This is a genomic window from Sphingomonas sp. GW821-FHT09E03 (assembly GCF_059416225.1).
The window spans coordinates 92,583-116,930 of sequence record NZ_JBWKOS010000002.1; the positions used below are offsets into that span (position 1 = coordinate 92,583).

Annotated in this window: 21 protein-coding genes; 10 read left to right on the plus strand and 11 right to left on the minus strand. The window is 69.9% G+C overall.

Going from position 1 to position 24,348, the window contains the following annotated elements:
* Nucleotides 1–41: 41 nt before the first annotated feature.
* Nucleotides 42–281, minus strand: coding sequence for a zinc-finger domain-containing protein (locus AC07M8_RS04660; protein WP_267394801.1), 240 nt, complete (start codon nucleotides 279–281; stop codon nucleotides 42–44).
* A gap of 91 nt (nucleotides 282–372) precedes the next feature.
* Here AC07M8_RS04660 and AC07M8_RS04665 point away from each other — a divergent pair, with 91 nt between their 5' ends.
* Together AC07M8_RS04665 and nadB are read left to right on the plus strand one after the other, a co-directional pair.
* Nucleotides 373–1,299: an ABC transporter ATP-binding protein gene (locus AC07M8_RS04665; RefSeq protein ID WP_495173234.1), complete on the plus strand. Its 927-nt coding sequence runs from the start codon at nucleotides 373–375 to the stop codon at nucleotides 1,297–1,299.
* Between the two features lie 49 nt (nucleotides 1,300–1,348).
* Nucleotides 1,349–2,932 (plus strand): L-aspartate oxidase, encoded by a 1,584-nt coding sequence (nadB, locus tag AC07M8_RS04670; RefSeq protein ID WP_495173235.1) that lies wholly within the window; start codon nucleotides 1,349–1,351, stop codon nucleotides 2,930–2,932.
* 18 nt (nucleotides 2,933–2,950) lie between these two features.
* Here nadB and AC07M8_RS04675 read toward each other — a convergent pair whose 3' ends face one another.
* Nucleotides 2,951–3,397 (minus strand): c-type cytochrome, encoded by a 447-nt coding sequence (locus AC07M8_RS04675; protein ID WP_495173236.1) that lies wholly within the window; start codon nucleotides 3,395–3,397, stop codon nucleotides 2,951–2,953.
* Nucleotides 3,394–5,178, minus strand: a complete 1,785-nt coding sequence (locus AC07M8_RS04680) for a thiamine pyrophosphate-requiring protein (RefSeq protein WP_495173237.1) — start codon at nucleotides 5,176–5,178, stop codon at nucleotides 3,394–3,396. Before AC07M8_RS04680 ends, AC07M8_RS04675 begins: the two co-directional genes overlap by 4 nt.
* Before the next feature lie 184 nt (nucleotides 5,179–5,362).
* On the opposite strand from AC07M8_RS04680, the gene AC07M8_RS04685 reads away from it, so the two are divergent.
* From AC07M8_RS04685 to AC07M8_RS04695, 3 genes are all read left to right on the plus strand, one after another.
* Nucleotides 5,363–6,469, plus strand: coding sequence for a serine hydrolase (locus tag AC07M8_RS04685; protein WP_495173238.1), 1,107 nt, complete (start codon nucleotides 5,363–5,365; stop codon nucleotides 6,467–6,469).
* A gap of 209 nt (nucleotides 6,470–6,678) precedes the next feature.
* Complete coding sequence (gene polA / locus AC07M8_RS04690; protein ID WP_495173239.1) at nucleotides 6,679–9,432, plus strand: DNA polymerase I; 2,754 nt, start codon at nucleotides 6,679–6,681, stop codon at nucleotides 9,430–9,432.
* A 133-nt stretch (nucleotides 9,433–9,565) separates the two neighbouring features.
* Nucleotides 9,566–11,083: a lipopolysaccharide biosynthesis protein gene (locus tag AC07M8_RS04695; protein ID WP_495173240.1), complete on the plus strand. Its 1,518-nt coding sequence runs from the start codon at nucleotides 9,566–9,568 to the stop codon at nucleotides 11,081–11,083.
* Nucleotides 11,084–11,120: 37 nt separating this feature from the next.
* On the opposite strand, the gene purH is transcribed toward AC07M8_RS04695, so the two are convergent.
* The 5 genes from purH to AC07M8_RS04720 all read right to left on the minus strand — a co-directional run bounded on the left by purH (nucleotide 11,121) and on the right by AC07M8_RS04720 (nucleotide 16,886).
* Nucleotides 11,121–12,683, minus strand: coding sequence for a bifunctional phosphoribosylaminoimidazolecarboxamide formyltransferase/IMP cyclohydrolase (gene purH, locus AC07M8_RS04700; protein WP_495173241.1), 1,563 nt, complete (start codon nucleotides 12,681–12,683; stop codon nucleotides 11,121–11,123).
* Between the two features lie 105 nt (nucleotides 12,684–12,788).
* Nucleotides 12,789–13,073, minus strand: a complete 285-nt coding sequence (locus tag AC07M8_RS04705; RefSeq protein WP_495173242.1) for a CsbD family protein — start codon at nucleotides 13,071–13,073, stop codon at nucleotides 12,789–12,791.
* 80 nt (nucleotides 13,074–13,153) lie between these two features.
* Nucleotides 13,154–14,890, minus strand: a complete 1,737-nt coding sequence (locus AC07M8_RS04710; protein ID WP_495173243.1) for a heparinase II/III family protein — start codon at nucleotides 14,888–14,890, stop codon at nucleotides 13,154–13,156.
* Nucleotides 14,887–15,549 carry a ribulose-phosphate 3-epimerase gene (gene rpe, locus AC07M8_RS04715; RefSeq protein ID WP_495173244.1) on the minus strand — a complete coding sequence of 221 codons (663 nt, stop codon included), beginning with the start codon at nucleotides 15,547–15,549 and terminating at the stop codon, nucleotides 14,887–14,889. The genes AC07M8_RS04710 and rpe overlap by 4 nt, the downstream gene beginning before the upstream one ends.
* A 65-nt stretch (nucleotides 15,550–15,614) precedes the next feature.
* Entirely contained in the window at nucleotides 15,615–16,886 is a 1,272-nt protein-coding gene (locus AC07M8_RS04720) for an RsmB/NOP family class I SAM-dependent RNA methyltransferase (RefSeq protein WP_495173245.1), read from the minus strand.
* Between the two features lie 70 nt (nucleotides 16,887–16,956).
* Here AC07M8_RS04720 and AC07M8_RS04725 point away from each other — a divergent pair, with 70 nt between their 5' ends.
* Nucleotides 16,957–17,118 (plus strand): DUF1674 domain-containing protein, encoded by a 162-nt coding sequence (locus tag AC07M8_RS04725; RefSeq protein WP_495173246.1) that lies wholly within the window; start codon nucleotides 16,957–16,959, stop codon nucleotides 17,116–17,118.
* 66 nt (nucleotides 17,119–17,184) lie between these two features.
* Complete coding sequence (locus AC07M8_RS04730; RefSeq protein WP_495173247.1) at nucleotides 17,185–19,035, plus strand: AsmA family protein; 1,851 nt, start codon at nucleotides 17,185–17,187, stop codon at nucleotides 19,033–19,035.
* Nucleotides 19,036–19,042: 7 nt separating this feature from the next.
* On the opposite strand, the gene AC07M8_RS04735 is transcribed toward AC07M8_RS04730, so the two are convergent.
* The 3 genes from AC07M8_RS04735 to tsaD are packed head-to-tail and all read right to left on the minus strand — an operon-like array spanning nucleotide 19,043 to nucleotide 21,577.
* Nucleotides 19,043–19,573, minus strand: a complete 531-nt coding sequence (locus AC07M8_RS04735; RefSeq protein WP_495173248.1) for a DUF1697 domain-containing protein — start codon at nucleotides 19,571–19,573, stop codon at nucleotides 19,043–19,045.
* Entirely contained in the window at nucleotides 19,570–20,547 is a 978-nt protein-coding gene (locus tag AC07M8_RS04740) for an NAD(P)H-dependent glycerol-3-phosphate dehydrogenase (protein WP_495173249.1), read from the minus strand. The genes AC07M8_RS04735 and AC07M8_RS04740 overlap by 4 nt, the downstream gene beginning before the upstream one ends.
* Before the next feature lie 10 nt (nucleotides 20,548–20,557).
* Complete coding sequence (gene tsaD / locus AC07M8_RS04745; RefSeq protein ID WP_495173765.1) at nucleotides 20,558–21,577, minus strand: tRNA (adenosine(37)-N6)-threonylcarbamoyltransferase complex transferase subunit TsaD; 1,020 nt, start codon at nucleotides 21,575–21,577, stop codon at nucleotides 20,558–20,560.
* Nucleotides 21,578–21,640: 63 nt separating this feature from the next.
* On the opposite strand from tsaD, the gene hemC reads away from it, so the two are divergent.
* The 3 genes from hemC to AC07M8_RS04760 are packed head-to-tail and all read left to right on the plus strand — an operon-like array spanning nucleotide 21,641 to nucleotide 24,235.
* The gene (gene hemC, locus AC07M8_RS04750; RefSeq protein ID WP_495173250.1) at nucleotides 21,641–22,552 is read left to right on the plus strand and encodes a hydroxymethylbilane synthase; all 912 of its coding nucleotides are present in this window, start codon (nucleotides 21,641–21,643) and stop codon (nucleotides 22,550–22,552) included.
* Between the two features lie 10 nt (nucleotides 22,553–22,562).
* Nucleotides 22,563–23,291, plus strand: a complete 729-nt coding sequence (locus AC07M8_RS04755; RefSeq protein ID WP_495173251.1) for a uroporphyrinogen-III synthase — start codon at nucleotides 22,563–22,565, stop codon at nucleotides 23,289–23,291.
* On the plus strand, nucleotides 23,288–24,235 hold the full coding sequence (locus AC07M8_RS04760) for a hypothetical protein (protein ID WP_495173252.1): 948 nt from the start codon (nucleotides 23,288–23,290) through the stop codon (nucleotides 24,233–24,235). The genes AC07M8_RS04755 and AC07M8_RS04760 overlap by 4 nt, the downstream gene beginning before the upstream one ends.
* The last annotated feature ends 113 nt before the right edge of the window (nucleotides 24,236–24,348 follow it).

A 24,348-nucleotide genomic window follows, 5' to 3' on the forward strand; every position in this document is an offset into this window, starting at 1 on the left:
AATGGGCCCGCTCGCTCGCTTCCCCCGCGGGGGAAGGATTATCAGTGCGGCAGGCTCGCGCCCTCGGAGATGTCCGGCAGCGTCGACTGGTCCGCGCCATCGGCCGGGCCGCCGATCAGCACGAAGCGTCGGTCGCAATAGCCGCAATCGACATAACCATGCTCGTCGATCTGCAGATACACCCGCGGATGGCCGAGCGCGGCCCCGCCGGGAATGTCGGTGGCGCCGTCGCAGGCGACACGGCGGTGCGAGACACGGATGGTTTCTGGCGGCGCGATCATGGCGCACGCGTTAGCAAGCCGCGGGAAGACCATCAATCCTTCGTAGCCGTAAGGATTGTCGCGGCGTCCGCACGAGCCTATCGCGCATGCCATGACCGAAGCCGCCATTCGCATCGAGGGACTCTGCAAGACCTACGCCGGAGGCAAGCGCGCGCTCGACGACGTGACCTTCGACGTGCCGCGCGGCCAGATCTTCGGCCTGCTCGGCCCCAATGGCGCCGGCAAGTCGACGCTGATCAACATCCTCGCCGGCCTCGTTAACAAGACCGGCGGCACGGCATCGATCTGGGGCTTCGACATCGACGCCCACCCGCGCAACGCCAAGGCCTCGATCGGCATCGTCAACCAGGAGATCCTGTTCGATCCCTTCTTCTCGCCGTTCGAGACGCTGGAGATCCAGGGCGGCCTCTACGGCGTGCCCAAGGCCGAGCGGCGCTCGATGGAGCTGCTGCGCGCCGTCCACCTCGAGGACAAGGCCAATGCCTATGCCCGCACCCTCTCAGGGGGGATGAAGCGACGGCTGATGGTCGCCAAGGCGATGGTTCATTCGCCGCCCGTGCTGGTGCTCGACGAGCCAACCGCCGGCGTCGACATCGAGCTGCGCCAGCAACTCTGGCGCTATGTCCGCGAGCTCAACGACCAGGGCGTGACGGTGGTGCTGACGACGCACTATCTCGAGGAGGCCGAGGAGCTGTGCGACCGGATCGCGATCATCAACCAGGGCAGGCTGATCGCCAACGAGCCGACCCGCGAGCTGGTCGGCAAGGCGCAGGAGAAGATTGTCGCGGTCACGGTGGACCGCGACGTCGCCGAGGTGCCGCAGGCGACCTGCTTCCAGAAGATCCAGCTGAAGGGCGCGCGGACGCTGGAGATCACCTATGCCAAGGATCGGGTCAACGCCGGCGAGGTGCTCGCCGCGGTCCAGGGCGGCGGCTTCGGCATCGTCGACGTCTCCACCAAGGAGCCCGATCTCGAGGACGTCTTCCTGTCGCTGACACGCGCGGCGAACGCTGCTTGACCCCCGTCACCCCGGACACGGGACGGGGCCCATCTTTGCGGGCTGAACGATGACCTCCACCACCGACATCCTCATCATCGGCTCCGGTGCCGCCGGCCTCACCGCGGCGCTCAACCTCGCGCCGCGCTTCAGGGTGACGGTGCTCGCCAAGGGTGCGCTCAACGAGGGGTCGACCGCCTGGGCGCAGGGCGGGATCGCCGCGGTGCTCGAGCCCGGTGACACCTTCGACAACCATGTCGAGGACACGATGATCGCCGGCGCCGGGCTCAACGATCGCGTCATCGTCGAGATGGTGGTGGAAGGCGCGCCCGCCGCGATCGAGCGGTTGCGCCAGCTTGGCGTGCCGTTCGCGATGGAGGGCGACACGCTCCACCTCACCCGCGAGGGCGGGCATTCGCACCGCCGCATCGTCCATGTCGCCGACGCGACCGGCTGGGCCGTCCAGGAGGCGTTGCAAAAGGCGGCAGAGGCGCATCCCAACATCACGCTGGTGCCCAATCAGGTCGCGATTGACCTCGCCACCAGCCGCCACGAGCAGCGTTACTCGGGCGCCGGCAACGTGTGGGGCGTCTATGCGGTCGATCGCGATACCGGCAAGGTCAACCTCCACACCGCGCGCGCGACCGTGCTCGCCACCGGTGGCGCGGGGCGCACCTATCTGTTCTCGACCGCGCCGCGCGGCGCCACCGGCGACGGCATCGCCATGGCGTGGCGCGCCGGTGCGCGCGTCTCCAATATGGAGATGATGCAGTTCCACCCGACCTGCCTCTACAATCTCGAGGTCAAGAACTTCCTGATCACCGAGGCGGTGCGCGGCGAAGGTGGGCGGCTGATCAATCCCGCGACCGGCAAGCGCTTCATGCCTTATTACGACGCCGAGCGGCTCGAGCTCGCGCCGCGCGACGTGGTGGCGCGCGCGATTGACGCCGAGATCAAGCGCTACGGGCTCGACTACGTCCATCTCGACATCAGCCATCAGCCCGCCGACTTCATCCGCGGCCATTTCCCCAACATCCACGAGAAATTGCTCGGGCTCGGCATCGACATGACCAGCCAGCCGATCCCGGTGGTGCCGGCGCAGCATTATACCTGCGGCGGCGTGGTGATCGATTCCGGCGGCCGCACCGATTTGCCCGGCCTTTATGCGGCGGGAGAGTGCACCGAGAGCGGCCTCCACGGCGCCAACCGCCTCGCCTCCAACTCCCTCCTCGAATGCTTCGTCTTCGGCGAGGCGGTGGCGACCAGCATTGCCGCGGCATGGGACGACCTGTCGCCGGTGCCGAACATCCGCCCATGGGACGAGAGCCGCGTTACCGATTCCGACGAGGAAGTGGTGATCAAGCAGAACTGGACCGAGATTCGCCGCTTCATGTGGAATTACGTCGGCATCGTCCGCACCACCAAGCGCCTGGAGCGCGCCCAGCACCGTATCCAGATGCTCACCGAGGAAGTGGCGGATTATTACGGCCATTTCCGGGTGACACCGGACCTGATCGAGTTGCGCAACCTGCTCCAGACCGCCGAGCTGATCGTCCGCTCCGCGCTCCACCGCCACGAAAGCCGCGGGCTGCACTATACACTGGATTATCCCGAGGCGCTGGCCGAGGCGGTCGACACGGTGCTGGTACCCTAGCCGATCGCCGGCGGTCGGCTATGGCTTGGCCGCCCCCGAGCTGTTCGCCTGCAGATAGGCGATCACGTCCGCCCGATCGACGCCATTGGGCAGCCCGGGATAGAGCATCTGCGTCCCCGGCGCGAACCGCTGCGGGCTGCGCAACCAAGCGTCGAGCTTGTCCGGGGTCCAGTTGCCCGGCACCTTGAGCAACGCCGCCGAATAGCTGTAGCGGCCGCTGCCATGCGCGATGCGCCGGCCGACCACGCCATGCAGCGCCGGCCCGTCGCGGTCCCCGGCGCCGTCGCCGATGGTGTGGCAGGCCGCACATTGCCGGAACAGCAATGCGCCGGCGGCGGCATCGGCGCTGGCCAGCCGCTGAGCGAGCGGTGCGCGCGCCCGCTCGTCGCTGCGTCGGCCACTGGGGGCCGGGCTCGAACAGGCGGCGACCAGCCCCGCCAGCAGCACCGCCGCGCCGGCCTTCAACCCGTTACTTCCTTGATCAGCTGCCGCGCGGTGTCGGCGATCACCTGCCCGGCAGCGCGATCGCCCTTGGCCATCGACGACAGGAAACCCTTGGCCTCGGCCAGGGTGACGTGCGGCGGCAACGGCGCCACCGCGGGATCGGTCTTCACCTCGAGGATCACCGGCCGATCGGACGCGAGCGCCTCCGCCCAGGCACCGGCGAGCGCGTCGGGCGTGTCGACATAGATGCCCTTCAGCCCGACCAGCTCGGCGAACTTGGCATAAGGCACGTTGGGCAGCGCCTGGGTGGTCTCGAACCGCGGGTTGCCCTCCATGATCCGCTGCTCCCAGGTCACCTCGTTGAGATCCTCGTTGTTGAACACGCAGACGATGAAGCGCGGATCGGCCCAGCGCTGCCAGTATTTCTGCACGGTGATCATCTCGGCGAGGTTGTTCATCTGCATCGCGCCGTCGCCGACCAGCGCCACCACCGGCCGCTCGGGATAGGCAAACTTCGCCGCGATCGCATAGGGCACCGCCGCGCCCATCGAGGCGAGCCCGCCCGACAAGGACGAACGCTGGCCCTGCTTGAGCTTGAAATCGCGCGCATACCAATTCGCGCAACTGCCGGAATCGGAGGTGACGATGGCGTCGGCGGGCAATAGCGGCGACATCTCCCATACCACCCGCTGCGGGTTGACCGGATGCGCCTCGGCATGCGCGCGCCGCTCGAGCGTCTGCCACCAGTCGACGACGCCCGCCTCGATCTCCTCGCGCCAGCCGCGATCCGCCTTGGCGTGGAGCAGCGGCAACAGCGCCTCCAGCGTCTCCTTGGCGCCGCCATGGAGGTTGACCTCGGTCGGGTAGCGCAGGCCCAGCATGCCCGCGTCGATGTCGATCTGCACTGCGCGGCACTGGCCGTCGGCAGGGAGGAACTCGGCCCAGGGGAAACCGGTGCCGATCATCAGCAGCGTGTCGCAGCCCTGCATCAGGTCCCAGCTCGGCTTGGTCCCGAGCAGGCCGATCGCGCCGGTCACCCCCGGCACGTCGTCGCCGAGCACGTCCTTGCCGAGCAGCGCCTTGGCGATGCCGGCGCCGAGCCGCTCGGCGACATCGACCACCGCCGTCGCGCCTTCGCGCGCGCCGGCGCCGATCAGGATCGCGACCTTTTCGCCGGCATTGAGCAGGTCGGCGGCGCGGGCGAGATCGGCCGGCTGCGGCACGACCAGCGGCCGCGTGTAGCCGGTGCCCGAGCGGGTGAAGCCATGCTGCACCGGCGGCTCCTGATACGGCTCATCCTGCACGTCCTTGGGCAGCACCACCACGCCGACGCCGTTGCCGGCGGTGGCGATGCGGATGCCGCGATCGGTGACGTGGCGGATCTGCGCCGGCGCGGTCACTTCCTGGACATAATCGGCGACGTCGGCGAAGATCCGGTCGAGGTTGAGCTCCTGCTGGTAGCTGGCGCCGCGCACCGTGGTCTCGGCCTGGCCGGCGATCGCGAACACCGGCGCGTGATCGAGCTTGGCATCGTACAGCCCGGTGAGCAGATGGGTCGCGCCGGGGCCGCCGGTCGACAGGCACACGCCGAGCTCGCCGGTGAACTTGGCATGCGCGGTTGCCATGAATGCCGCCATTTCCTCGTGGCGAACCTGGATGAAGTCGATGCCCTCACCTTTCTTCTCGGCACGTTGCAGCGCGCCGAGCACGCCGTTGATGCCATCGCCCGAATAACCGAAGATGCGGGTGACGCCCCAGGCTTTCAGCCGCGCCACGAAGAAGTCGCTGGTCTGCTCAGCCATGTCGCTATCCTTGGAAAGAGGTTTCGCGCGTTCAACGGCGCCGGCGCCGCAATGTTGCGCCGCACCCCCGCGCAACTCGCCGCGTGTCAGCCGCGGTTCATCGCAGCGCGTCTATGTCTCTGTTTCGTCCGATGAATCAGCAGCTAATGATTCGAGCCTTGGGTAGCGGGGCGTTTACCACAGCATGAACACCGGCCGATTGGTCCGATTGATCGCCGTTACCGGCAGCGTCGCCGCCTTGGCAGCGTGCGGCTCCACCTCGCGGCCCGGTGCCAGCGGCGTCGCGCCCACGGTGCCGCCGCCGGTGGGCGTCTCGATCCCCGTGCCGGCCGCTGCCCCGCCCGCGCGCCACGCGGCGCCACCGCAGCTCACCGGCGCGATCGACGGCATCGCGCGCAGTTTTGAGGGCAAGTTCGGCATCGCCATCCGCGCGGTGGACGAGGGCTGGACCGTCACCTCTCCCGGCGCGCGCACCCGCCTGCCCCAACAATCGGTGAGCAAGCTCTGGGTCGCGCTGACGCTGATGGACCTGCGCGACCAGGGCAAGGCCAAGCTCGACGACCCGATCCTCGTCCGCCCCGAGGATCTCACCCTGTTCCACCAGCCGATCGCGATGCTGGTGAAGGGTGCCGGCTACCAGACCACCGTCGGCGACCTGCTCACCCGCGCGCTGACGCACAGCGACAACACCGCCAACGATCGCCTGCTCACCTATGTCGGCGGCCCGCGCGCGGTGCGTGCGATGATCGAGCGCAAGCAATTGGGCGACATCCGCTTCGGTCCCGGCGAGCGCCTGCTCCAGTCGAAGACGGCGGGGCTGACCTGGAACCAGTCGTATGCCGCCGGCGGTGCCTTCGAGGCGGCACGCGCGCGGCTGGCGCCCGAGGCGCGCATCGCGGCGCTCGACGCCTATATCGCCGATCCGCCGGACGGCGCTGCGCCGATCGCCATTGCCGATTCGATCGCGCGGCTCGCGCGTGGCGAACTGCTCTCGGAAACCTCCACCCGCATTCTGATCGACACCATGGGTGCCTCGGTCACCGGCCGCGCCCGCCTACGTGCCGCGCTGCCGGCGGGCTGGACGATCGCGCACAAGACCGGCACCGGCCAGGATCTCGGCGGCCGGAACGCCGGGTTCAACGATGTCGGGCTGCTCACCTGCCCGGATGGCCGCCGCTACGCGATCGCGGTGATGATCGGCGATACCCAGCGCTCGATGCGCGAGCGCCAGGAGCTGATCCAGTCGGTCGCCGCCGCGGTGGCGAGCTATGTGGGATCGTCGCGCGGGTAAGCCCTACGACCGTTCGCCCTGAACCTGTCGACGGGCATGAATCTCGTCGTGCTTCTCGACAAGCTCAGCACGGACGGGGGTAAAGGTGCTCGTCGCACCTTGCTAACAGGGAGAGAAGTGTCGCGGCCGGGGCACACCGCCGCCACATTCCTGCCGCAAGAGTTGATTGTCTTGGTGCCCCCCGCCTGATCCGCTACACGCCGATCACGATGCCCCATCTCTATCTCGTCGACGGCTCCGGCTATATTTTCCGGGCGTATCATCGCCTGCCGCCGCTCACCAACAAGCATGGCGAGCCGGTGGGTGCGGTCTATGGCTATACCACCATGCTCTGGCGGCTCGCCGACGACCTGCACAAGGCCGAGGGGCCGACGCATATGGCGGTGATCCTCGACAAATCGTCGAGCACCTTCCGCAACCAGATGTACGATCAGTACAAGGCGCAGCGGCCGCCGCCCCCGGAGGACCTCAAGCCGCAGTTTCCGATGATCCGCGACGCCACCCGCGCCTTCTCGTTGCCGTGCATCGAGGAGGAAGGCTGGGAAGCGGACGATCTGATCGCGAGCTATGCCAAGGCCGCGCTGGCGCAAGGCTGGCAGGTGACGATCGTCTCGTCCGACAAGGATCTGATGCAGCTGATTGAGCCCGGGCTCGACATGCTCGACACCATGAACAACCGTCGCCTCAGCGACGAAGCGGTGATCGAGAAGTTCGGCGTGCCGCCCAAGCAATTGGGCGAGGTGCTCGCACTGATGGGCGATTCGGTCGACAATGTCCCCGGCGTCCCCGGCGTCGGCCCCAAGACCGCGGCCAAGCTGATCCTCGAGCATGGCGACGTCGAGGGCGTGCTCGCCGCCGCGCCCGAAATGAAGAAGGGCAAGCTGCGCGACAATCTGATCGAGCATGCCGAGATGGCGCGCCTGTCACGCAAGCTGGTGACGCTCGCCTGCGATATCCCGCTCGAGCATCCGCTCGAGGAACTGGGGCTGCAGGGCATTCCCGATGCGCCGTTGCGCGCCTTTCTCGAGCATCACGGCTTCAAGTCGCTGCTCGCGCGGCTCGGCCAGGTCGCCGATGCGCCGACGCCCGAGCCGGCCTCGGTGCCGTTCGCCGAGGATCCGCCGTGCGACCACGACGGCTATGAGACGGTGGTCGACGCCGACACGCTTTCCCGCTGGATCGCCGAGGCGCGCCACCAGGGCTGGCTCGCGATCGATACCGAGACCACCGGCACCGATGCCACCCGCGCCGACCTCGTCGGGATCAGCCTGGCGCTGAGGCCCAACCGCGCCTGCTACATCCCGCTCGGCCATGGCACCACCGACCTGCTCGCCGAGAGCCCGGTGCAGATCGACCGCGCCGCGGCGCTGGCGCTGCTCAAGCCGCTGTTCGAGGATCCGGCGGTGCTCAAGATCGGGCACAACCTCAAGTTCGACATGGTCATGCTCGGCCTCGCTGGCATCGACGTGGCGCCGCACGATGACACCATCGTGATGAGCTTCGATCTCGATGCCGGGCTTCACGGCCATGGCATGGACGAGCTGGCCGCCACCCATCTGTCGCACAGCTGCATCGCCTTCAAGGACGTGGTCGGCACCGGCAAGTCGCAGCGCGGCTTCCACGAGATCGATCTGAAATCCGCCACCCGCTATGCGGCGGAAGACGCCGACGTCACCTACCGGCTGTGGAAGCGCTTCAAGGCTCGGCTGCCCGCCGAGGGCTCGACCCGCGTTTATGAAATGGTCGATCGCCCGCTGGTGCCGGTGATCGCGCGGATGGAAACGCGCGGGATCAAGGTCGATCGCGAGCGTCTGTCGGGCCTGTCGGCGGAGTTCAGCGGCCAGATCGCCGGGCTCGAGACGGTGATCCACGGCCTCGCCGGGACGCCGTTCACGATCGGCAGCCCCAAGCAATTGGGCGACGTATTGTTCGAGCAGATGGGCATCAAGGGTGGCCGCAAGGGCAAGTCCGGCGTCTATTCCACCGACGTCACCGAGCTCGAGCGGATCGCCGCCGACAAGGATTCGCCCGGTGCCGAGATCGCCGCGCGGGTGCTCGACTGGCGCCAGCTGACCAAGCTCAAGAACACCTATACCGATGCGCTGCAGAACGAGATCAACCCGCGCACCGGCCGCGTCCACACCTCTTATTCGCTCACCGGCGCGCAGACCGGGCGGCTGTCGTCGACCGAGCCCAATCTCCAGAACATCCCGATCCGCAGCGAGGTCGGCCGCCAGATCCGCGACGCGTTCGTCGCCGAACCGGGCAACGTCATCCTCGCCGCCGATTATTCGCAGATCGAGCTGCGGCTCGCCGCGCACATGGCCGACGTGCCGCAGCTCAAGGAAGCCTTCGCGCGCGGTGACGACATCCACAGCATGACCGCGCAGGAATTGTTCGGCGAGGTGACCCGCGATACCCGCGCCAGCGCCAAGACGATCAACTTCGCGATTCTTTACGGCATCAGCCGCTGGGGCCTTGCCGGCCGGCTCGACATCGCCGCCGACCAGGCCCAGGCGATGATCGACCGCTATTTCGAGCGCTTCCCCGGCATCAACAACTATATCGCCGAGACCACGCAGAGCGTGCGCGAGCGCGGCTTCACGACGACGCTGTTCGGGCGCAAGACCCACTTTCCGCGGATCAAGAGCAAGGTCCAGCACGAGCGCCAGGGCGCCGAGCGCGCCGCGATCAACGCACCGATCCAAGGCACGTCCGCGGACATCATCAAGCGCGCGATGGTGCGGATGGAGCCGGCGCTGCTCGCCGCCGGGCTGCCGAACGTCAAGATGCTGCTCCAGGTCCACGACGAACTGGTGTTCGAGTTGCCCGAGGGCGACGTCGAGGCGGCGCGGCCGGTGATCGAGCGGGTTATGGCGACGGCGGCCGAACCCGCGGTAGTGCTCGACGTGCCGCTCGCAATCGAGATCGGCACCGGGATCAGCTGGGGCGCGGCGCATTGATCCGCGCGGCCGATCTGTCCTCGCGCGTCCCACTCGCCTCCGGCGAGAGAACCCCTTCCTTCTTCTACCGGGAGAGGGACGAAGGCGCGCAGCGCCGAAAGCGTGAGGACAGTGTCCTGACGACCCTCGCCGCATGACCACCGACACCCGGGATATCGACACCCTCGCCAAGGGCGGCCGCACCAACATCGCCGGCTTTGTGCTGCGCCTTGCCGCGCGCATCCCGTTCCTGTTCATTGCCGGCCGCCTGTACGGCGCTGATCTCGTCGGCCGCTTCGCGCTCGCGGTGGTGGTGGTCGAACTCGCCGCCCTCCTCGCCACCCTCGGCCTCAAGCGCGGCCTCGCCCAGGCGCTGAGCAGCTCGGAGCGCCCGCACGTCTGCGTCGTCTGGGATGCGCTCGCAGTGGCCTTCATCGCTTCGATCGTCGCCAGCAGCGTGCTGATCGCCTTCCCTGAGGTGATGTACGCCAACTCTCAGGTCACTGGGCTCGACCGTTTCTTCCCGTGCATCATCGTTGCGGTCGCCTGGTCAGACGTCAGCCTCGCCGCGCTTGCCTATCGGCTCAACGTCAAGGCCGCGGTGACGGCGCGCGCGGTGGTGGAGCCGTGGACGATCTCGATCGCCGCCTACGTCTTCTCCTTCTTCACGATCAAGGACGGGCTGGTCCTCTCCTATGTCGCCTCGATGGTCGCCGCGCTGATCGCGAGCATGGTGCCGTTCCTGCGCGCTTACGGCTTGCCGCGCGGCTGGTCGCCCAATCTCGGCGGCCTGTTCGCGCTCGCCCGCGCCAACGCGCCGCTCGCCGGCGCCGACGCGCTCGAATGGGGCAGCCGCAACGTCGATCGCTTCATCCTCGGCGTCATGTTCGAGCCCAAGATCGTCGGCATCTATTACATGGCGCAGCAGGTCGCGTCGTTGCCGCAGAAGCTCAAGACCAGCTTCGATCCGATCCTGGGGCCCGTGATTACCCAGAGCCTTGCGGTCAACGATCGCCTCGCCATCGCCAATCAGGTTCGCCAGGTGGCGTTCTGGATCATGGCCGCGCAGGGCGGGCTTGCGTTGATGGGTTCGATCCCCGGCGAGGCGGTAATGGGCGTGGTCGGCCCGCAGTTCGTCGCCGGTGCCGCCGCCTTGGGCTTCCTGCTCACCGCCGAGGTGCTCGCCTCCACCGGCGCGGTATGTGAATCGGCGCTGGTCTATACCGCGCGGCATCGCAACCTCATCATCTCTGTGGTGATGCTCTGTTTCCAGATCGAACTCAGCCTGGCGCTGATCCTGCTGATGCGCCGGCTCGGCTGGCCGACCAACTATCAGGCGGCAGGCCCGGCGATCGCACTGATGCTCAGCGTCGGCCTCACCTCGGTGATCAAGGCGCGGCTGCTCGCCCGCATCCTCGCCGCGCCGGTATCGCCGTGGCGCTGGCCGCTGATCGGCGCCGCGGCGGCGGCGATCGTGGTCGGCTCGCTGTTCACCGCGCTGCCCCACCGGCTGGAATGGGCCGAGCTGCTGCTCGGCGAGCCGGCGATCGCCTGCACCTATCTGTTCATCCTTTGGAAATGGGCGTTCGGCCCCGCCGATCGCGCGCTGTTCGGCAAGATGCCACGCGCGGAGGAAGCGACGCTGCCCAACGTGGGATCGCCGGTCGGCTGACGCTTCCGTGTTCCTGCGAAAGCAGGAGCACTCGATCTCAGTGCCGGAAGTGGCGCATACCGGTAAACACCATCGCCAGCCCCGCCGCGTCGGCCGCGGCGATCACCTCGTCGTCGCGGATCGAGCCGCCCGGCTGGATCACCGCGGTCGCGCCGGCTTCCACCGCCGCGAGCAGCCCGTCGGCGAAGGGGAAGAAGGCATCGGAGGCGACCGCCGAGCCGATCGTCCGCGGGCTCGCCCAGCCCGCCTTGTCGGCGGCATCCTTGGCCTTCCACGCCGCGATCCGCGCCGATTCGAGCCGGTTCATCTGCCCGGCGCCGATGCCGGCGGTGGCGCCATCCTTGGCGTAGACGATGGCGTTGGACTTGACGTGCTTGGCCACCGTCCAGGCGAAGCGGCAATCGTCCAGCTCCTGCGCGGTCGGCGCGCGCTGGGTGACGACCTTGAGCTCGCCCGGCGTGCCGGCATCGCGACCTTGGACCAGCCAGCCGCCGGCGATCGACTTGGCAAACAGGCCGCTGCGGGCGGGATCAGGCAATTCGCCGGTCAACAGCAGCCGCAGGTTCTTCTTTGCCGCGAACAGCGCCAGCACCTCGTCATCGGCGTCGGGCGCCACCACCACTTCGGTGAAGATGCCGGTGATCGCCTTGGCGGTGGCGACGTCGAGCGGGCGGTTGACCGCGATGATCCCGCCGAATGCCGAGACGGTGTCGCAGGCGAACGCCTCGGCATAGGCCTGTTCGAGGCTGCCTGCGGTGGCGACGCCGCACGGGTTGGCGTGCTTGACGATCACGCAGGTCGGCGCCGCGTCGCGGAACTCGGCGACCAGCTCCAATGCGGCATCGGCATCGTTGAGGTTGTTGTAGCTCAGCTCCTTGCCCTGCACCTGGCGCGCCTGGCCGATGCCGCGGACGTCGTCGGTCGCGGTGTAGAAGGCGGCCGACTGGTGCGGGTTCTCGCCATAGCGCAGCGTCGCGCCACGCGTCAGGGTGAGCGGCAGCACCGGCGGGAACTGCTCGGCCTGGTCGACGGTGCCGAACCAGCGCGCAATCGCGCCGTCATAGGCGGCGGTGGCGGCGAACGCCTTGGCGGCGAACTGCTTGCGCTGGTCGAGCGTGGTCGCGCCGGTCGCGACGATTAGGTAATCGGCAGGATCGGTGACGATCGCCACATAATGGTGGTTCTTGGCCGCCGAGCGGACCATCGACGGACCGCCGATGTCGATGTTCTCGATCACCGTGTCGCGGTTCGCGCCGCGGGCAACGGTCGCCTCGAACGGGTAGAGGTTGACGACGACCAGGTCGATCGCGCCGATGCCATGCGCCTGCATGGCGGCGGCATGCTCGGGATCGTCGCGCACTGCGAGCAGGCCGCCATGGACCATCGGGTGCAGCGTCTTGACCCGGCCGTCCATCATCTCCGGGAAGCCGGTGAGATCGGCGACATCACGCACCGCCAGCCCCGCGTCGCGGAGCGCCTTGGCGGTGCCGCCGGTGGAGACGAGCTCGACGCCCTGGCTAGCGAGAGCGCGGGCAAGGTCGACGACCCCCGTCTTGTCGGAGACGGACAGGAGCGCGCGGCGGATCGGGATGCTGGTCATGCGCGGCGCTTTGTCGCGTTCGGGCCAGGGATTCAAGCGTTGGCGGGCATCGGCCGCTAACCGTCATCCCGGGTCAAGCCCGGAATGACGGTGTAGTCGTCGGGCTTACTTGCCGCGCAGCGTGTTGAGCACCGCCAGGCCGATCACGCTCGCCAGCGCCGCGGTCGCATAAGGGCGCGCCTTGGCGAAGTTCTTGGCCTTGTCCGCCGCCGGGCCGACGCCGCCGCCGAGCGCATCCTTGGCGACGCCCACGGTCTTGTTGAACGCGCCGGTCAGCTGGTCGGCGAGGCCCTCGCCCTGCAGCGACTCATTGCCGGTCGCCTTGCCGGCGCCTTCCTTGACCTTGCCGGTGATGTCCTGGGCGTCGCCCTTGAGCGTGGTGGTGTTCATCGCACTGTTCCTTGGCTGGTTAACCCTCCTGCCGAGGGTTACCGCGCCCCAACGGACGAACCGCGGCTTGGTTCAGCCGGTCAGATCGCGCGCTTCATCGCCCAGCTGATATTGGCGCCACCGGCCGCCGCCTCGCCGCTCACCACCAGTTGCTGAGTCGCGATCGGATAGCCCTCGCCGTCGATCCACAGCGAATCCTCGATCGTCAACGCGCCGCCGCGGCAGCGGAACTGCCATAGCGCACCGCCCGGCAGGCGCATGATCGCGGCCAGCCCGTCCGCGGTCGGCGACGCCTGGACGCCGGCGCCAAGGTGGAAGCGCAACGAGAACGGCGTGTTTCCCGACCGGCGCTTGCGCCCCTGCGGCAGCAGCGCATCCTCGCCGCGCAGCTCGCGGCCGTCGCCGGTGAGCATCAGCTGGCGGCGGTGAACGAAGCCCCAGCGCCGAACATAGCCGTCGTGGCTCGCCTCGATGCGGCTGGCGACATCCGATTCCTGGCGGCTCAGTTCGACCTCGCCGACGCCGCGGCCGAGCGTGCCATCGACATGGATCGCGGTGGAGTTGGAATCGCCCACCACCAGCGTCGAATGCGCGGCGGTGGTGCGCAGCCCTTCGGCAAAGGCGCTCGGCAGTTGCGCTACCGCGGCGCGGGCGCCGCCGCAATTGACGATCAGCCGCACCGGTCCGTCGGAGAATTCGAACGCGAGCGTCGAGGCGCAGCCGCCCTCCACCAGCCGTGCGATCGGCGGCGGCGCGGCGTCGACCACCAGCACCGCGCTGCCCGCGGCGAGTCGCTGATAGCCCCAGTCGCGCGCCTGGCGGAGTGGCCGGGTGCGCACCCCGCTCGCCTCGATCACCGCGGCGATATGCTCGGGTGTGCCAGGGCCGCAGCCCTGCCAGCTCGAGAGCGCGCGATCACCGTGCATCACGCCCAGCAGCGCCGGCACCGCCGCCGCCAGCGCCGCCTGCACCGACCCGGGCAGTTCCTCGCCCCGGGCGGCATAGGCCTCGCGGAGCATGGCGAGCAGCATCACCGTGTCCACCAGCATCGCCGGGCTGCGCGACACCGATCCGCCGTCATCACCGAGCCCGCTCGCCAGCGCGCGCGCCAGCCCGGCCTCGCCGAAGCTGCGCCGCGGCTCGCCGCCGGGGATCAGCAGCCCCGCCGCGATTACCCCGCACCAGGCAGCGATGCGCTGCGCGCCGGCCGGCACCTTGTCGGCGCTGCGATCGAGATGACGAGCGCCGCGTGCCAGCGAATTGAGCACGCTCGAGCGATAGACCAGATCGGTCGACGACAGGATCAGCGGCGCATGCGCGGTCCAGAACAGGATGCGCCGGCCCCACAGGTCCGGCCGCCAGGCGAGCGCATCGACCTTGTCGGCATAGGCGCCGATCCAGCGCGCCATCAGGCCTTCCGCGATTGGCGCGCCCTGTGCCCGCGTCGCCACCGTCGACAGGTCACGCAGCCAGCCGAAGCTGTGGACATATTCGGCGAACGGCTTGCCCCAGTCGCGCCGGGCGAAGTTGAGCGCGTCGAGCTCGCGCGCCTCGCCGCGGAACACGATCTCGCCGCGCAGCAGCGCCTGGCCGCGCTTGACGTCACCGATCACTGGATCGTCGGGCACCGCCACCAGCTTGAGCGGATAACGACCCTTGAGACGCATGCTGTGGATCGGCGTGCGCCAGGTCATCTTCTGCAGCCGTTCGGACAGGCGCTCGGCAAGGCTCAGCCCCTTGTCGCCGCCGACGCGCATCAGGCGCTTGCCTTCCTCGATGCCGTCCTGTGCGGCGATGTCGCCGGGTTCCGCGTTCATCCGCGCAGCGCCGCGATGTTGGCGGCATAGGCATCCGGTCCGCCGCGGAACACCGAGGTGCCGGCGACCAGGGCATCGGCGCCGGCCTCGATGCAGCGCTTGGCCTGCACCGCATCGACGCCGCCATCCACCTCGAGGTCGATGGCGCGCCCGCTCATGTCGATCATCTTGCGGATCGCGGCGATCTTCTTGAGCTGGCCATCGATGAAATGCTGGCCGCCAAAGCCGGGGTTGACGCTCATCACCAGCACCAGATCGACCATGTCGATCAGATAATCGAGCATCTTGGCCGGCGTCCCGGGATTGATCACCACGCCCGCGCGCTTGCCCAGCCCCTTGATGTGCTGGAGCGTGCGATGGATGTGCGGCCCCGCCTCGTAATGCACCGTCAGCGTGTCCGCCCCCGCCTCGGCGAAGGCGTCGAGATAACGATCGACCGGCGCGATCATCAGATGGACGTCGAACAGCTTGTCGGTGTGCGGACGCAGCGCTTTGACCACTGCCGGCCCCATCGAGATGTTGGGGACGAAATGCCCGTCCATTACGTCGATGTGGATCCAGTCGGCCCCAGCGGCATCGATCGCGCGCACCTCCTCCCCCAGCTTGGCGAAGTCGGCGGAAAGGATGGATGGCGCGATGCGGACGGGCTGCATGATCATGTCTCTACTTTGCTTGCCCACCATTACAATGCGGGTCCGCAAAGCTTGTGCTTATTAGCATAGATTTATGCGTCGCGCCGCAGCCGCACGATGAAGAAGCCGTCACAGCCGCCGGCCTCTGCGAGCATCCCGGGCAGCGTCCGCACCCAGCCGCCGTCGTTGACCGGAATACCTGCCGGCAGCAGCGCCGCATCCGGGGCCTCGACCCGATAGTCCGGCCGGCTCGCCAGGAAGGTGGCGAGCTGCTGCTCGCCTTCCTCGGGCTCCAGGCTGCAGGTGGCATAGACCATCGCGCCGCCCGGCTTCACCCAGTCCGCCGCCCGCGCCAGGATCCGCGCCTGCAGCGCCGCCATCTCGGTGATGATCGACGGGCGGACGCGGTACATGACGTCGGGATGGCGGCGGAAGATGCCGCTGGCGCTGCACGGCGCATCGATCAGCAGCGCATCGGTGGGCTCGTCCGGCATCCAGCGCAGGATGTCGGCGGTGACGACCTGCGCCTTCAGCCGGGTGCGGAACAGATTCTCGCGCAGCCGCTTTACCCGGCTCGGCGACACATCGACCGCGGTCACCGCCGCGCCCTGCGCCGCCAGCTGCAGCGTCTTGCCGCCAGGCGCCGCGCACAGGTCGATCGCGCTCCCCGCGATGTTGCCCAGCAACCGCACCGGCAGCGACGCGGCGAGATCCTGCACCCACCACGCGCCCTCGGCATAGCCGGGCAGATCGCCGACCGGCGCCGGATCCACCAGCCGGACATGGCCAGGCATCAGGCTGACGCCGCCAAGCTTCTCCACCCATTCCTGGGTGGCGGCAGGATCAGCGAGGGTAAGGTCGAGCGGCGGCGGCGCGGCGACCGCGTGCGTTGCGCCTTCCACCACCTCGGGGCCCCAGGAGGCTTCCCAGCGCATCTCGACCGTCGCAGGTAAAGCCGGCACCTCGGGCAGCAGCACGCCCGAGCGCATGATCGCACTGAACACGCCATGGACCAGCTTGCGCGGGCCCCCATCCACCAGCGGCAGCGCGGTCGCGATCGCGGCATGCTGCGGGGTGCCGAGCACCAGCGCCTGGACCAGCGCGATGCGCAGCGCCATCCGCGCCTTGGCATCGTCGGGCAGCGGGCGTTCGGTCACCGAATCGATCAGCGCATCGAGATCGGGCAGCCGGCGCAGCGTTTCCGCGGCGATGGCATGGGCCAACCCACGATCCGGGCCATAAACGTGCCGGGTGGCGCTGCCGAGCGCCGCCTCCAGCGGTTCGCCCCGGCGCAGCACCGCATCCAGCAGGCGCAGGGCCGCGCGTCGGGAAGCGGTGCCGAGTGGTTCGGGGGCTTGGGCCAACTTGTCGAAACTCCTGGGAAGGCCGATGTAGGGCACACGGCACGATCCGCCTGTAACCGGAGAATCCCCGATGGGCCAACGCCCAGCCCATGTGAAGCCGCCGGCCTATCTGTCCAAGAGCCCGCCGGTACCCGCGCCCCAGCCGCTCGCGCGCCCGGCGCAGGATCCGCTGGCGCAGGATCCCACCCGCTATGGCGACTGGACGCTGAAGGGCATCGCGATCGACTTCTGACACGGCGGCGGCGGCCGACATGATGTCGCAGCCGGAACGACTTCCGGCGCCACGCGTCACACCCTCATGACCTTTCTGGCGCGGCGCTGGCGCACCATCCTCATGATCGCCATCGCGGCGGTGCTCCTGTTGCTGCTGATCGCGGCGGCCTTTCCCTGGGGCGTGCTCAAGGGCGTGGTCGCCAACCGGCTGGCGCAGCGCTTCGGCCGGCCGGTGGTGATCGAGCAGATGACGCGGGTGGACCGATTTGGCTTCCGCCCGACGATCGCCGTCGCCGGCGTGCGCATCCCGCAGCCGGGCTGGGCCGGGCCCGGCGACTTCGTCCGCCTCGGCCGCGCCGAAGTGACCTTCCCGCTATGGCCGCTGCTCGGCGGCAGCTTCCGTCCCCGCAATTTGCGCGTCGACCGGCTGGCGCTGGCGCTGGTCCGTACCAAGGATGGGCGCACCAATTGGTCGCGCCCGGGCAAGCCGGAAAGCGGCGGCGCCTCGACCGATCTCAAAGGGTTGACGATCAGCAACTCGACGATTGCCTATCAGGATGCCAAGCGCAACCGTTCGGTTGCTTTGAATTTCTCGTCCGATGCGAGCCACGGTGTGCGGGCAGCCGGCAGCGGCGTGGTTCGTGGCGCGCCGGTACGGATCAGCTTTACCGGTGCGCCGGTCGACCGGCCGCAGCCCGGCCCCTGGCCGTTCGTCGCGCGACTCGACGGCGCCCGGCTGGCTATGGTCGCGCGCGGCACTACCGATCGCCCGCTCGATACCGATGCGATGACGCTCGACGTCACCGCGCGCGCCGCCGATCTGCGGCTGATCGACGCGGTGATCGAGGCGGGGCTGTTCGGCACCCAGCCGGTGACGCTCGCCGCACACGTCCGCCACGACGCGCCCGACTGGACGATCACCGCGCTCAAGGGCACGATCGGCCGCTCCGACATCGCCGGGCACCTCACCGTCAAGAAACGTGACGGGCGCACCAAGCTTGATGGCGCGATCGCCGCGCAGCGCTTCGATTTCGCCGATCTGTCGTCGGACGAGGGACGCGCCCGCGGCGCGGCGCTCGAACGGCGGATCGGTCCGCGGATCGTGCCCGACACGCGAATCAGCCTTGCCACCATCAAGACCACCGATGGCGTGCTCGCCTTCCGCATCGCCCATGTGTTCAGCGGCTCGGGCGACAGCTCGATCATCGGCGTGCGCGGCACCGCGACGCTCGATCATCAGCGGCTCACCGTGGCGCCGCTCGCCGTCGCGCTGCCGAGCGGGGTGATCCGCGGCACCGCGACCGTCGACCAGCGCGGCGGCGCGGCATTGCCGCGGCTCAGTCTCGATCTTCGCCTCACCGGCAGCCGTGTCGAGGCGTTCGCCGGTGCCGGCGGCAGCTTCACCGGGCGGGTCCAGGCGCATGCCCAGCTCAGCGGCCGCGGCGACACCATCCGCGCCGCGATCGCGCGGGCCGATGGCCGGCTCGGCTTCACCGTGCGTGATGGCGCGCTGCCCGCGCGCTATGCCGCGGCGGCCGGCTTCGATGCCGGGCGGGTGCTGCTCGCCGGCAAGAACGACTCGGCCTCGCTGCGCTGCCTGATTCTCACCATGCCGATCGCGAACGGCCAGGGCCGCGCCAGCCCGCTGATCGTCGACACCAGCGAGAGCCAGCTGACCGGCCAAGGCCGCCTGTCCTTCCCCGGCGAGACGCTCGACCTGCGCTTCACCGGCGCCCCCAAGCGCCACAGCCTGTTGCGTGTCCCCGGCGCGGTGTTCGTGCGCGGCACGCTCAGCGATCCGGCGCTGGTGATCCCGCCCGAGATCCGTTCGGCCGGCAACATCTTCAAGGCGCTCGGCCGCGCCATCACCGGCCGCCAGGGCCCGCAGGCGAGCGATGCGAACTGCGCCGCACTCGCCGCCCGCGCGCTGCGCTAACGCTCGATCAGGCGGTGAGCGCCGCGAGCTTGGTGACGGTGTTCCAGTTGCGCGCCGTCGCCAGGCGCGGAAACTTGAGCTTCGCCATCGTCGCCGGCAGCGTCGATCGACCAACGCCGGCGGCGTAATCGACATACAGCTCGCGGCCTGCCGCCTGCAGGCGCTCGGGGCCGGCGACCGGCACCGCCGCCACCAGCGCCGCTGGCACCGGGTCGCGATGAAACGTCACCAGCAGATGGTTGGGGCGCTCCGCCGCCGCATCGGGATAAGGATTGTTCGCGATCACCGCGGAAAGCTCGGCATGGCGCCGCAGCAACCAGTCGGTATCGAGGCCCAGCCGCGCCCGCGCCGCGGCGGCGAGGCGAGTCTCCAGCGCTGCGGCATCAACCTCGTCGGCGTCGAACACCACATTGCCCGAGGCGAGCAATGTCGCGACGCCGTCATGACCCTCGGCACGCATGAAGGCGGCTAGATCGGCCATCGCCAGCTTGCGGTTGCCGCCGACGTTGACGCCGCGCAGCAACGCCGCCCATCTCACCGGCCTTCGTCGCGCAGCGGCCGGGCAAGCAGCGCGCCGATCACCCCCGCCACCGGCTCGCCCGCGAGCAGCCGGCACACTGCGGTCGTCACCGGCATGTCGACCTCCACTTCGCGCGCCGCCTCGGCGAGCACCGGCGCGGTGAAGGCGCCTTCCGCGACGGTGCGGCGATCGGCGAGCAGGTCGCTCGCGGCACCGCCCTTGCCGAGGCCGACGCCGAGCGAGAAGTTGCGCGAACTCGTCGACGAGCAGGTCAGCACCAGATCGCCGAGGCCCGACAGCCCGGCGAGCGTCTCCGCCCGTGCGCCGCGCGCCAGCCCGAACCGGGTCATTTCGGCAAAGCCGCGCGCGATCAATGCCGCGCGGGCATTCTGGCCGAGCCCCGCGCCCTCGACCACGCCGCACGCGATCGCCAGCACGTTCTTCACCGCGCCACCGATTTCGGCACCGATCACGTCGCTCGACGCATAGGGGCGGAAATGCGGCGCCGCGAGCCTGTCGGTCAGTGCCTGGCGCAGGCCGTCGTCCGTCGCCGCCAGCGTTACTGCGGTCGGCAGCCCGGCGGCCACCTCATGCGCGAAGGTGGGGCCGGAGAGCACCGCCACCGGCGCCTGGGGGTGAACCTGGCGCGCGACCTCACCCACCAGCATCCGCGTGCCCGCCTCGATGCCCTTGGCGCACAGCACCAGCGGCGTCGTCCCCGGTTCGATCGCGCTCAGCACCGCGCGGACATGCTGTGCCGGCGCCACCACCAGGATCGCCTCGCTGGTCGCGAGATCGCCCAACGTCGCGGTGGCGCAAATCGTCGGCGCGAGCGGCGTGCCGGCGAGGAACAGCGCGTTCTCGTGACGCTCGTTGATCCCCGACACCACCTCGGGTTCGCGCGCCCACAGCAGCACCTCGTCGCCGCGGTGCGCCGCTACCTGCGCCAGCGCGGTGCCCCAGGCGCCGCCGCCGATCACGCCGATCTTCATGCCTTCATCCTCATGCTTTCACCCCTGCCCCGCGCACCGGCTCGGCGGCGGGGTCGAGCGGCCAGCGCGGCCGCGCCGCGACGTCGAGCGGGTCGGTGAGCCCAGCCGCGAATCGCTCGGCGCCGGCCCAGGCGATCATCGCCGCATTGTCGGTGCACAACCACAGGGGCGGCGCGACGAAGCGCAGGCCATGCGCCTGCGCCAGTTGCTCGAGCGCGCCGCGCACCGCCTGATTGGCCGCGACGCCGCCCGCGACCACCAAGGCGGTCGCCTCCACGCCCGCCAGCGCCTTGGCGGTGCGATCGATCAGGCAATCGACCACCGCAAGCTGAAACGAGGCCGCGATATCCTCTGGCGCATGATGCTCCGCGGCGCGCGCCACCGCGCTCTTCAGCCCGGCGAACGAGAAATGCGGCTCGGCCGAGCCCTTGAGCGGCCGCGGCAGCGGCACGTTGGCGGTGCCGAGCGCCGCCGCGCGCTCCACTGCCGGCCCGCCGGGAAAGCCGAGGCCGAGCAGCTTGGCAGTCTTGTCGAACGCCTCGCCGGCGGCGTCGTCGATCGTGGTCGCCAGCCGCCGGTAGCGGGCGACGCCCTCCACCAGCAGCAACTGGCAATGGCCGCCCGATACGAGCAGCAGCAGATAGGGGAAGTCGAGGCTCGGATCCGACAACCGCGGGCTCAGCGCGTGGCCCTCGAGGTGATTGACCGCGACCAGCGGCTTGCCCGCGGCATGCGCCAGCGCCTTGCCGGTGACGAGGCCCACCATCACCCCGCCGATCAGCCCCGGCCCCGCCGTCGCCGCGACCGCGTCCACCTGATCCAGCCGCAACCCGGCATCCGCGAGCGCGGCCGCGACCAGTGGCTCGAGCGCCTCGACATGCGCGCGCGCCGCGATCTCGGGCACCACGCCGCCGAACGGCCGATGCTCCGCTTCCTGGCCGGCGAGCCGATGGGCAAGCACCTGGCGATCGCCGGTGACGAGCGCGGCGGCAGTCTCGTCGCAGGAGGATTCGAGTCCGAGGATGATCATCGCGCCGCTGTACCGGCACGCGCCGCGCTTGTCGAAGCCTGCGGGTTGCGCCATGGCGCGGCGATGATCCGGTTCAGGCTCGGCACGCGGGGCTCGCCGCTGGCGCTCACTCAGGCGAACATGGTCCGCACCGCCTTGTGCGCCGCGCATGGCTGGGCCGAGGACGAGGTCGCGCTGGTCGTGATCCGCACCACCGGCGATCGCGTCCAGGATCGCGCGCTCGCCGAGATCGGCGGCAAGGCCTTGTGGACCAAGGAGCTCGATCGCGCGCTGCTCGACGGCGAGATCGACGCGGCCGTTCATTCGATGAAGGACGTCGAGACGATCCGGCCGCGGGCGATCCAGATCGCCGCGATGCTGCCGCGCGCCGACGTCCGCGACCGGCTGATCGGCGCGGACTCGATTGCGGCGCTGCGCCCGGGCGCGGTGGTCGGCACCAGCTCGCCGCGGCGGCGCGCGCAATTGCTGCGGCTGCGCCCCGATCTCCAGGTGATCGTGTTCCGCGGCAACGTCGACACCCGCCTCGCCAAGCTCGCCGCTGGCGACGCCGACGCCACGCTACTCGCCGCCGCCGGGCTCGATCGACTCGGGCGCGACGGCATCGGCGTCGCGATTCCGACCGACGTCATGCTTCCCGCTCCCGCCCAGGGCGCGGTCGGCATCGAGGTCCGCGCCGCCGATGACACCGCCGCGGTGATCGTCGGCGCGATCGACGATCCCGCCACCAGCCGCTGCGTCCATGCCGAGCGCGCCTTGCTGGGCGGGCTCGGCGCCGATTGCCACTCGCCGGTCGCCGCGCTTGCCGCGCTGGCGGGCGAGACGCTGACGCTGCGCGCCGAGCTGATCGCCGAGGACGGCCAATGCCATGTCGCCGATCAGGCCGAGGGCATCGACGGCTGCCTGGTCGGTGCCACGCTCGCCGCCGCCTTGCTCGCCGCCGCGCCCGAGCCGGTGCGGCGCTTGTTCCAGCCATAGGCGCGCGGCGATGATCCGCGGATGGCTGGTGGCGCGGCCCGAGCCCGGCAACGGCCGCACCGCGGCGCGCCTGCGCGAGCGCGCCGGCGTCGGGCGCGACGTGGTGCAACTGCCGCTGTTCGCGGTCGTCCCCGTCGCCTGGCAGGCCCTAGCCCCCGACGCGTTCGATGCGCTGCTGCTCACCAGCGCCAACGCCGTCCACCACGGTGGCGACGCGCTTGCCGCGTTGCACGCGCTGCCGGTGGTCGCGGTCGGCGAGGCCACCGCCGCCGCCGCCGTAGCCGCAGGCTTCACCGTTGCTGTTACCGGCGAGGCCGATGCCATCGCCGCGATCGCGCGCGCGCGGCGCCACGGCCTCACCCGCCTGCTCTGGCTCGCCGGGCGCCACCATGACCCCGGCACGGCGGCGGCTGTCGCCGATCGCCGGGTCGTCTATGCCAGCGAGCCGCTGCAAATCGCACCGGCGCCCCTCGCCGCGGCGATCGACCGGCTGGTGCTGCTTCACTCGGCCCGTGCCGCGCGCCGCTTCGCCGCGCTGGTCGACGACGCCGGCCTCGATCGCCGGCGCATCGGTCTCGTCGCGCTCAGCCCGGCGGTGCGTGCCGCCGCCGGAACCGGCTGGCGGATCGCGGCAAGCAGCGCCATGCCCAGCGATCAGGCGCTGGTCGCCGCCGCGCTCGCGCTCGCCGATCAACCGGCGATTGACCATGCGTCGGGCGCCGGGGATAAGAGGCCATGACAGAATTTGTGCCGATCTCTGCGACACGCACGCGCGGACCGCGGACCGGCGTGATCATCGCGTTGGTCGCGCTCGCCTTTATCGCCGGCCTCGCGCTGATGGGGGTGATGATGAAGCGGCTGCCCTGGCTCGGCGGCACGCCCGGCACCGCCCATGTCTCCGCCGCCAGCGCCGCCGCGGATCGCGACAAGGCGGCCGCCGGCTATTCGCCTGCCCAGCCGCTCAACGCCAACGGCGAGGCGCCCGTCACCGATACCGCGACACTGGTGACGCGCGAGGCGGCGCTCGCCGCGCAGCTCGCCGCGCTGGAGGCCCGCACCGCCACGGTAACCGCGACCGCCACCGTTGCCGGTAACCAGGCGACCCGCGCCGAAGGCATGCTCGTCGCCTTCGCCGCACGCCGCGCGCTCGATCGCGGCCTCGGCCTCGGCTATCTCGAGGAGCAGCTGCGCACCCGCTTCGGCACCAGCCAGCCGCGCGCGGTGACCACCGTGATCCAGGCGGCGCGCCAGCCGGTGACGCTGGAGGATCTGCGGCAGGGGCTCGATGCGATCGCGCCCGATCTCAACACCATCAGCAGCGATGGCTGGTTTACCGCAATCCGTCGCCAGCTCGGCAACCTCGTGGTGTTGCGCAAGGCCGGCACTCCCTCGACGCTCCCCGCCGATCGCATGGCGCGCGCCAAGCGGCTGCTCGAGGGCGGCCAGGTCGAGGCCGCCCGCGCCGAGATCGCCCGCCTGCCCGGCGCCCGCGACGCCGGCAACTGGATGGAAGCCGCTAACCGCTACGTGACCGCGCGCACCGCGCTCGACCAGATCGAGAATGCCGCGATCCTCGGCCAGGGCAATCAACCCGCCCCGCCCCCTGTCGCCACACCGGCGGACTCCGGCATCACCACCGACAGCGGCAGCGACGAGACTCCGGGCATCGCCCCTGGCGTCTAGGGCAGCACTCCTGTGCGTCGTCATGCCGGAATGGTGTCGGCATGACCTGACCCAGGCGTCTGAAAGCGGTGGACAGCGAAACGGCCGCTTTGGCGCGTATCATCGCGTGACAA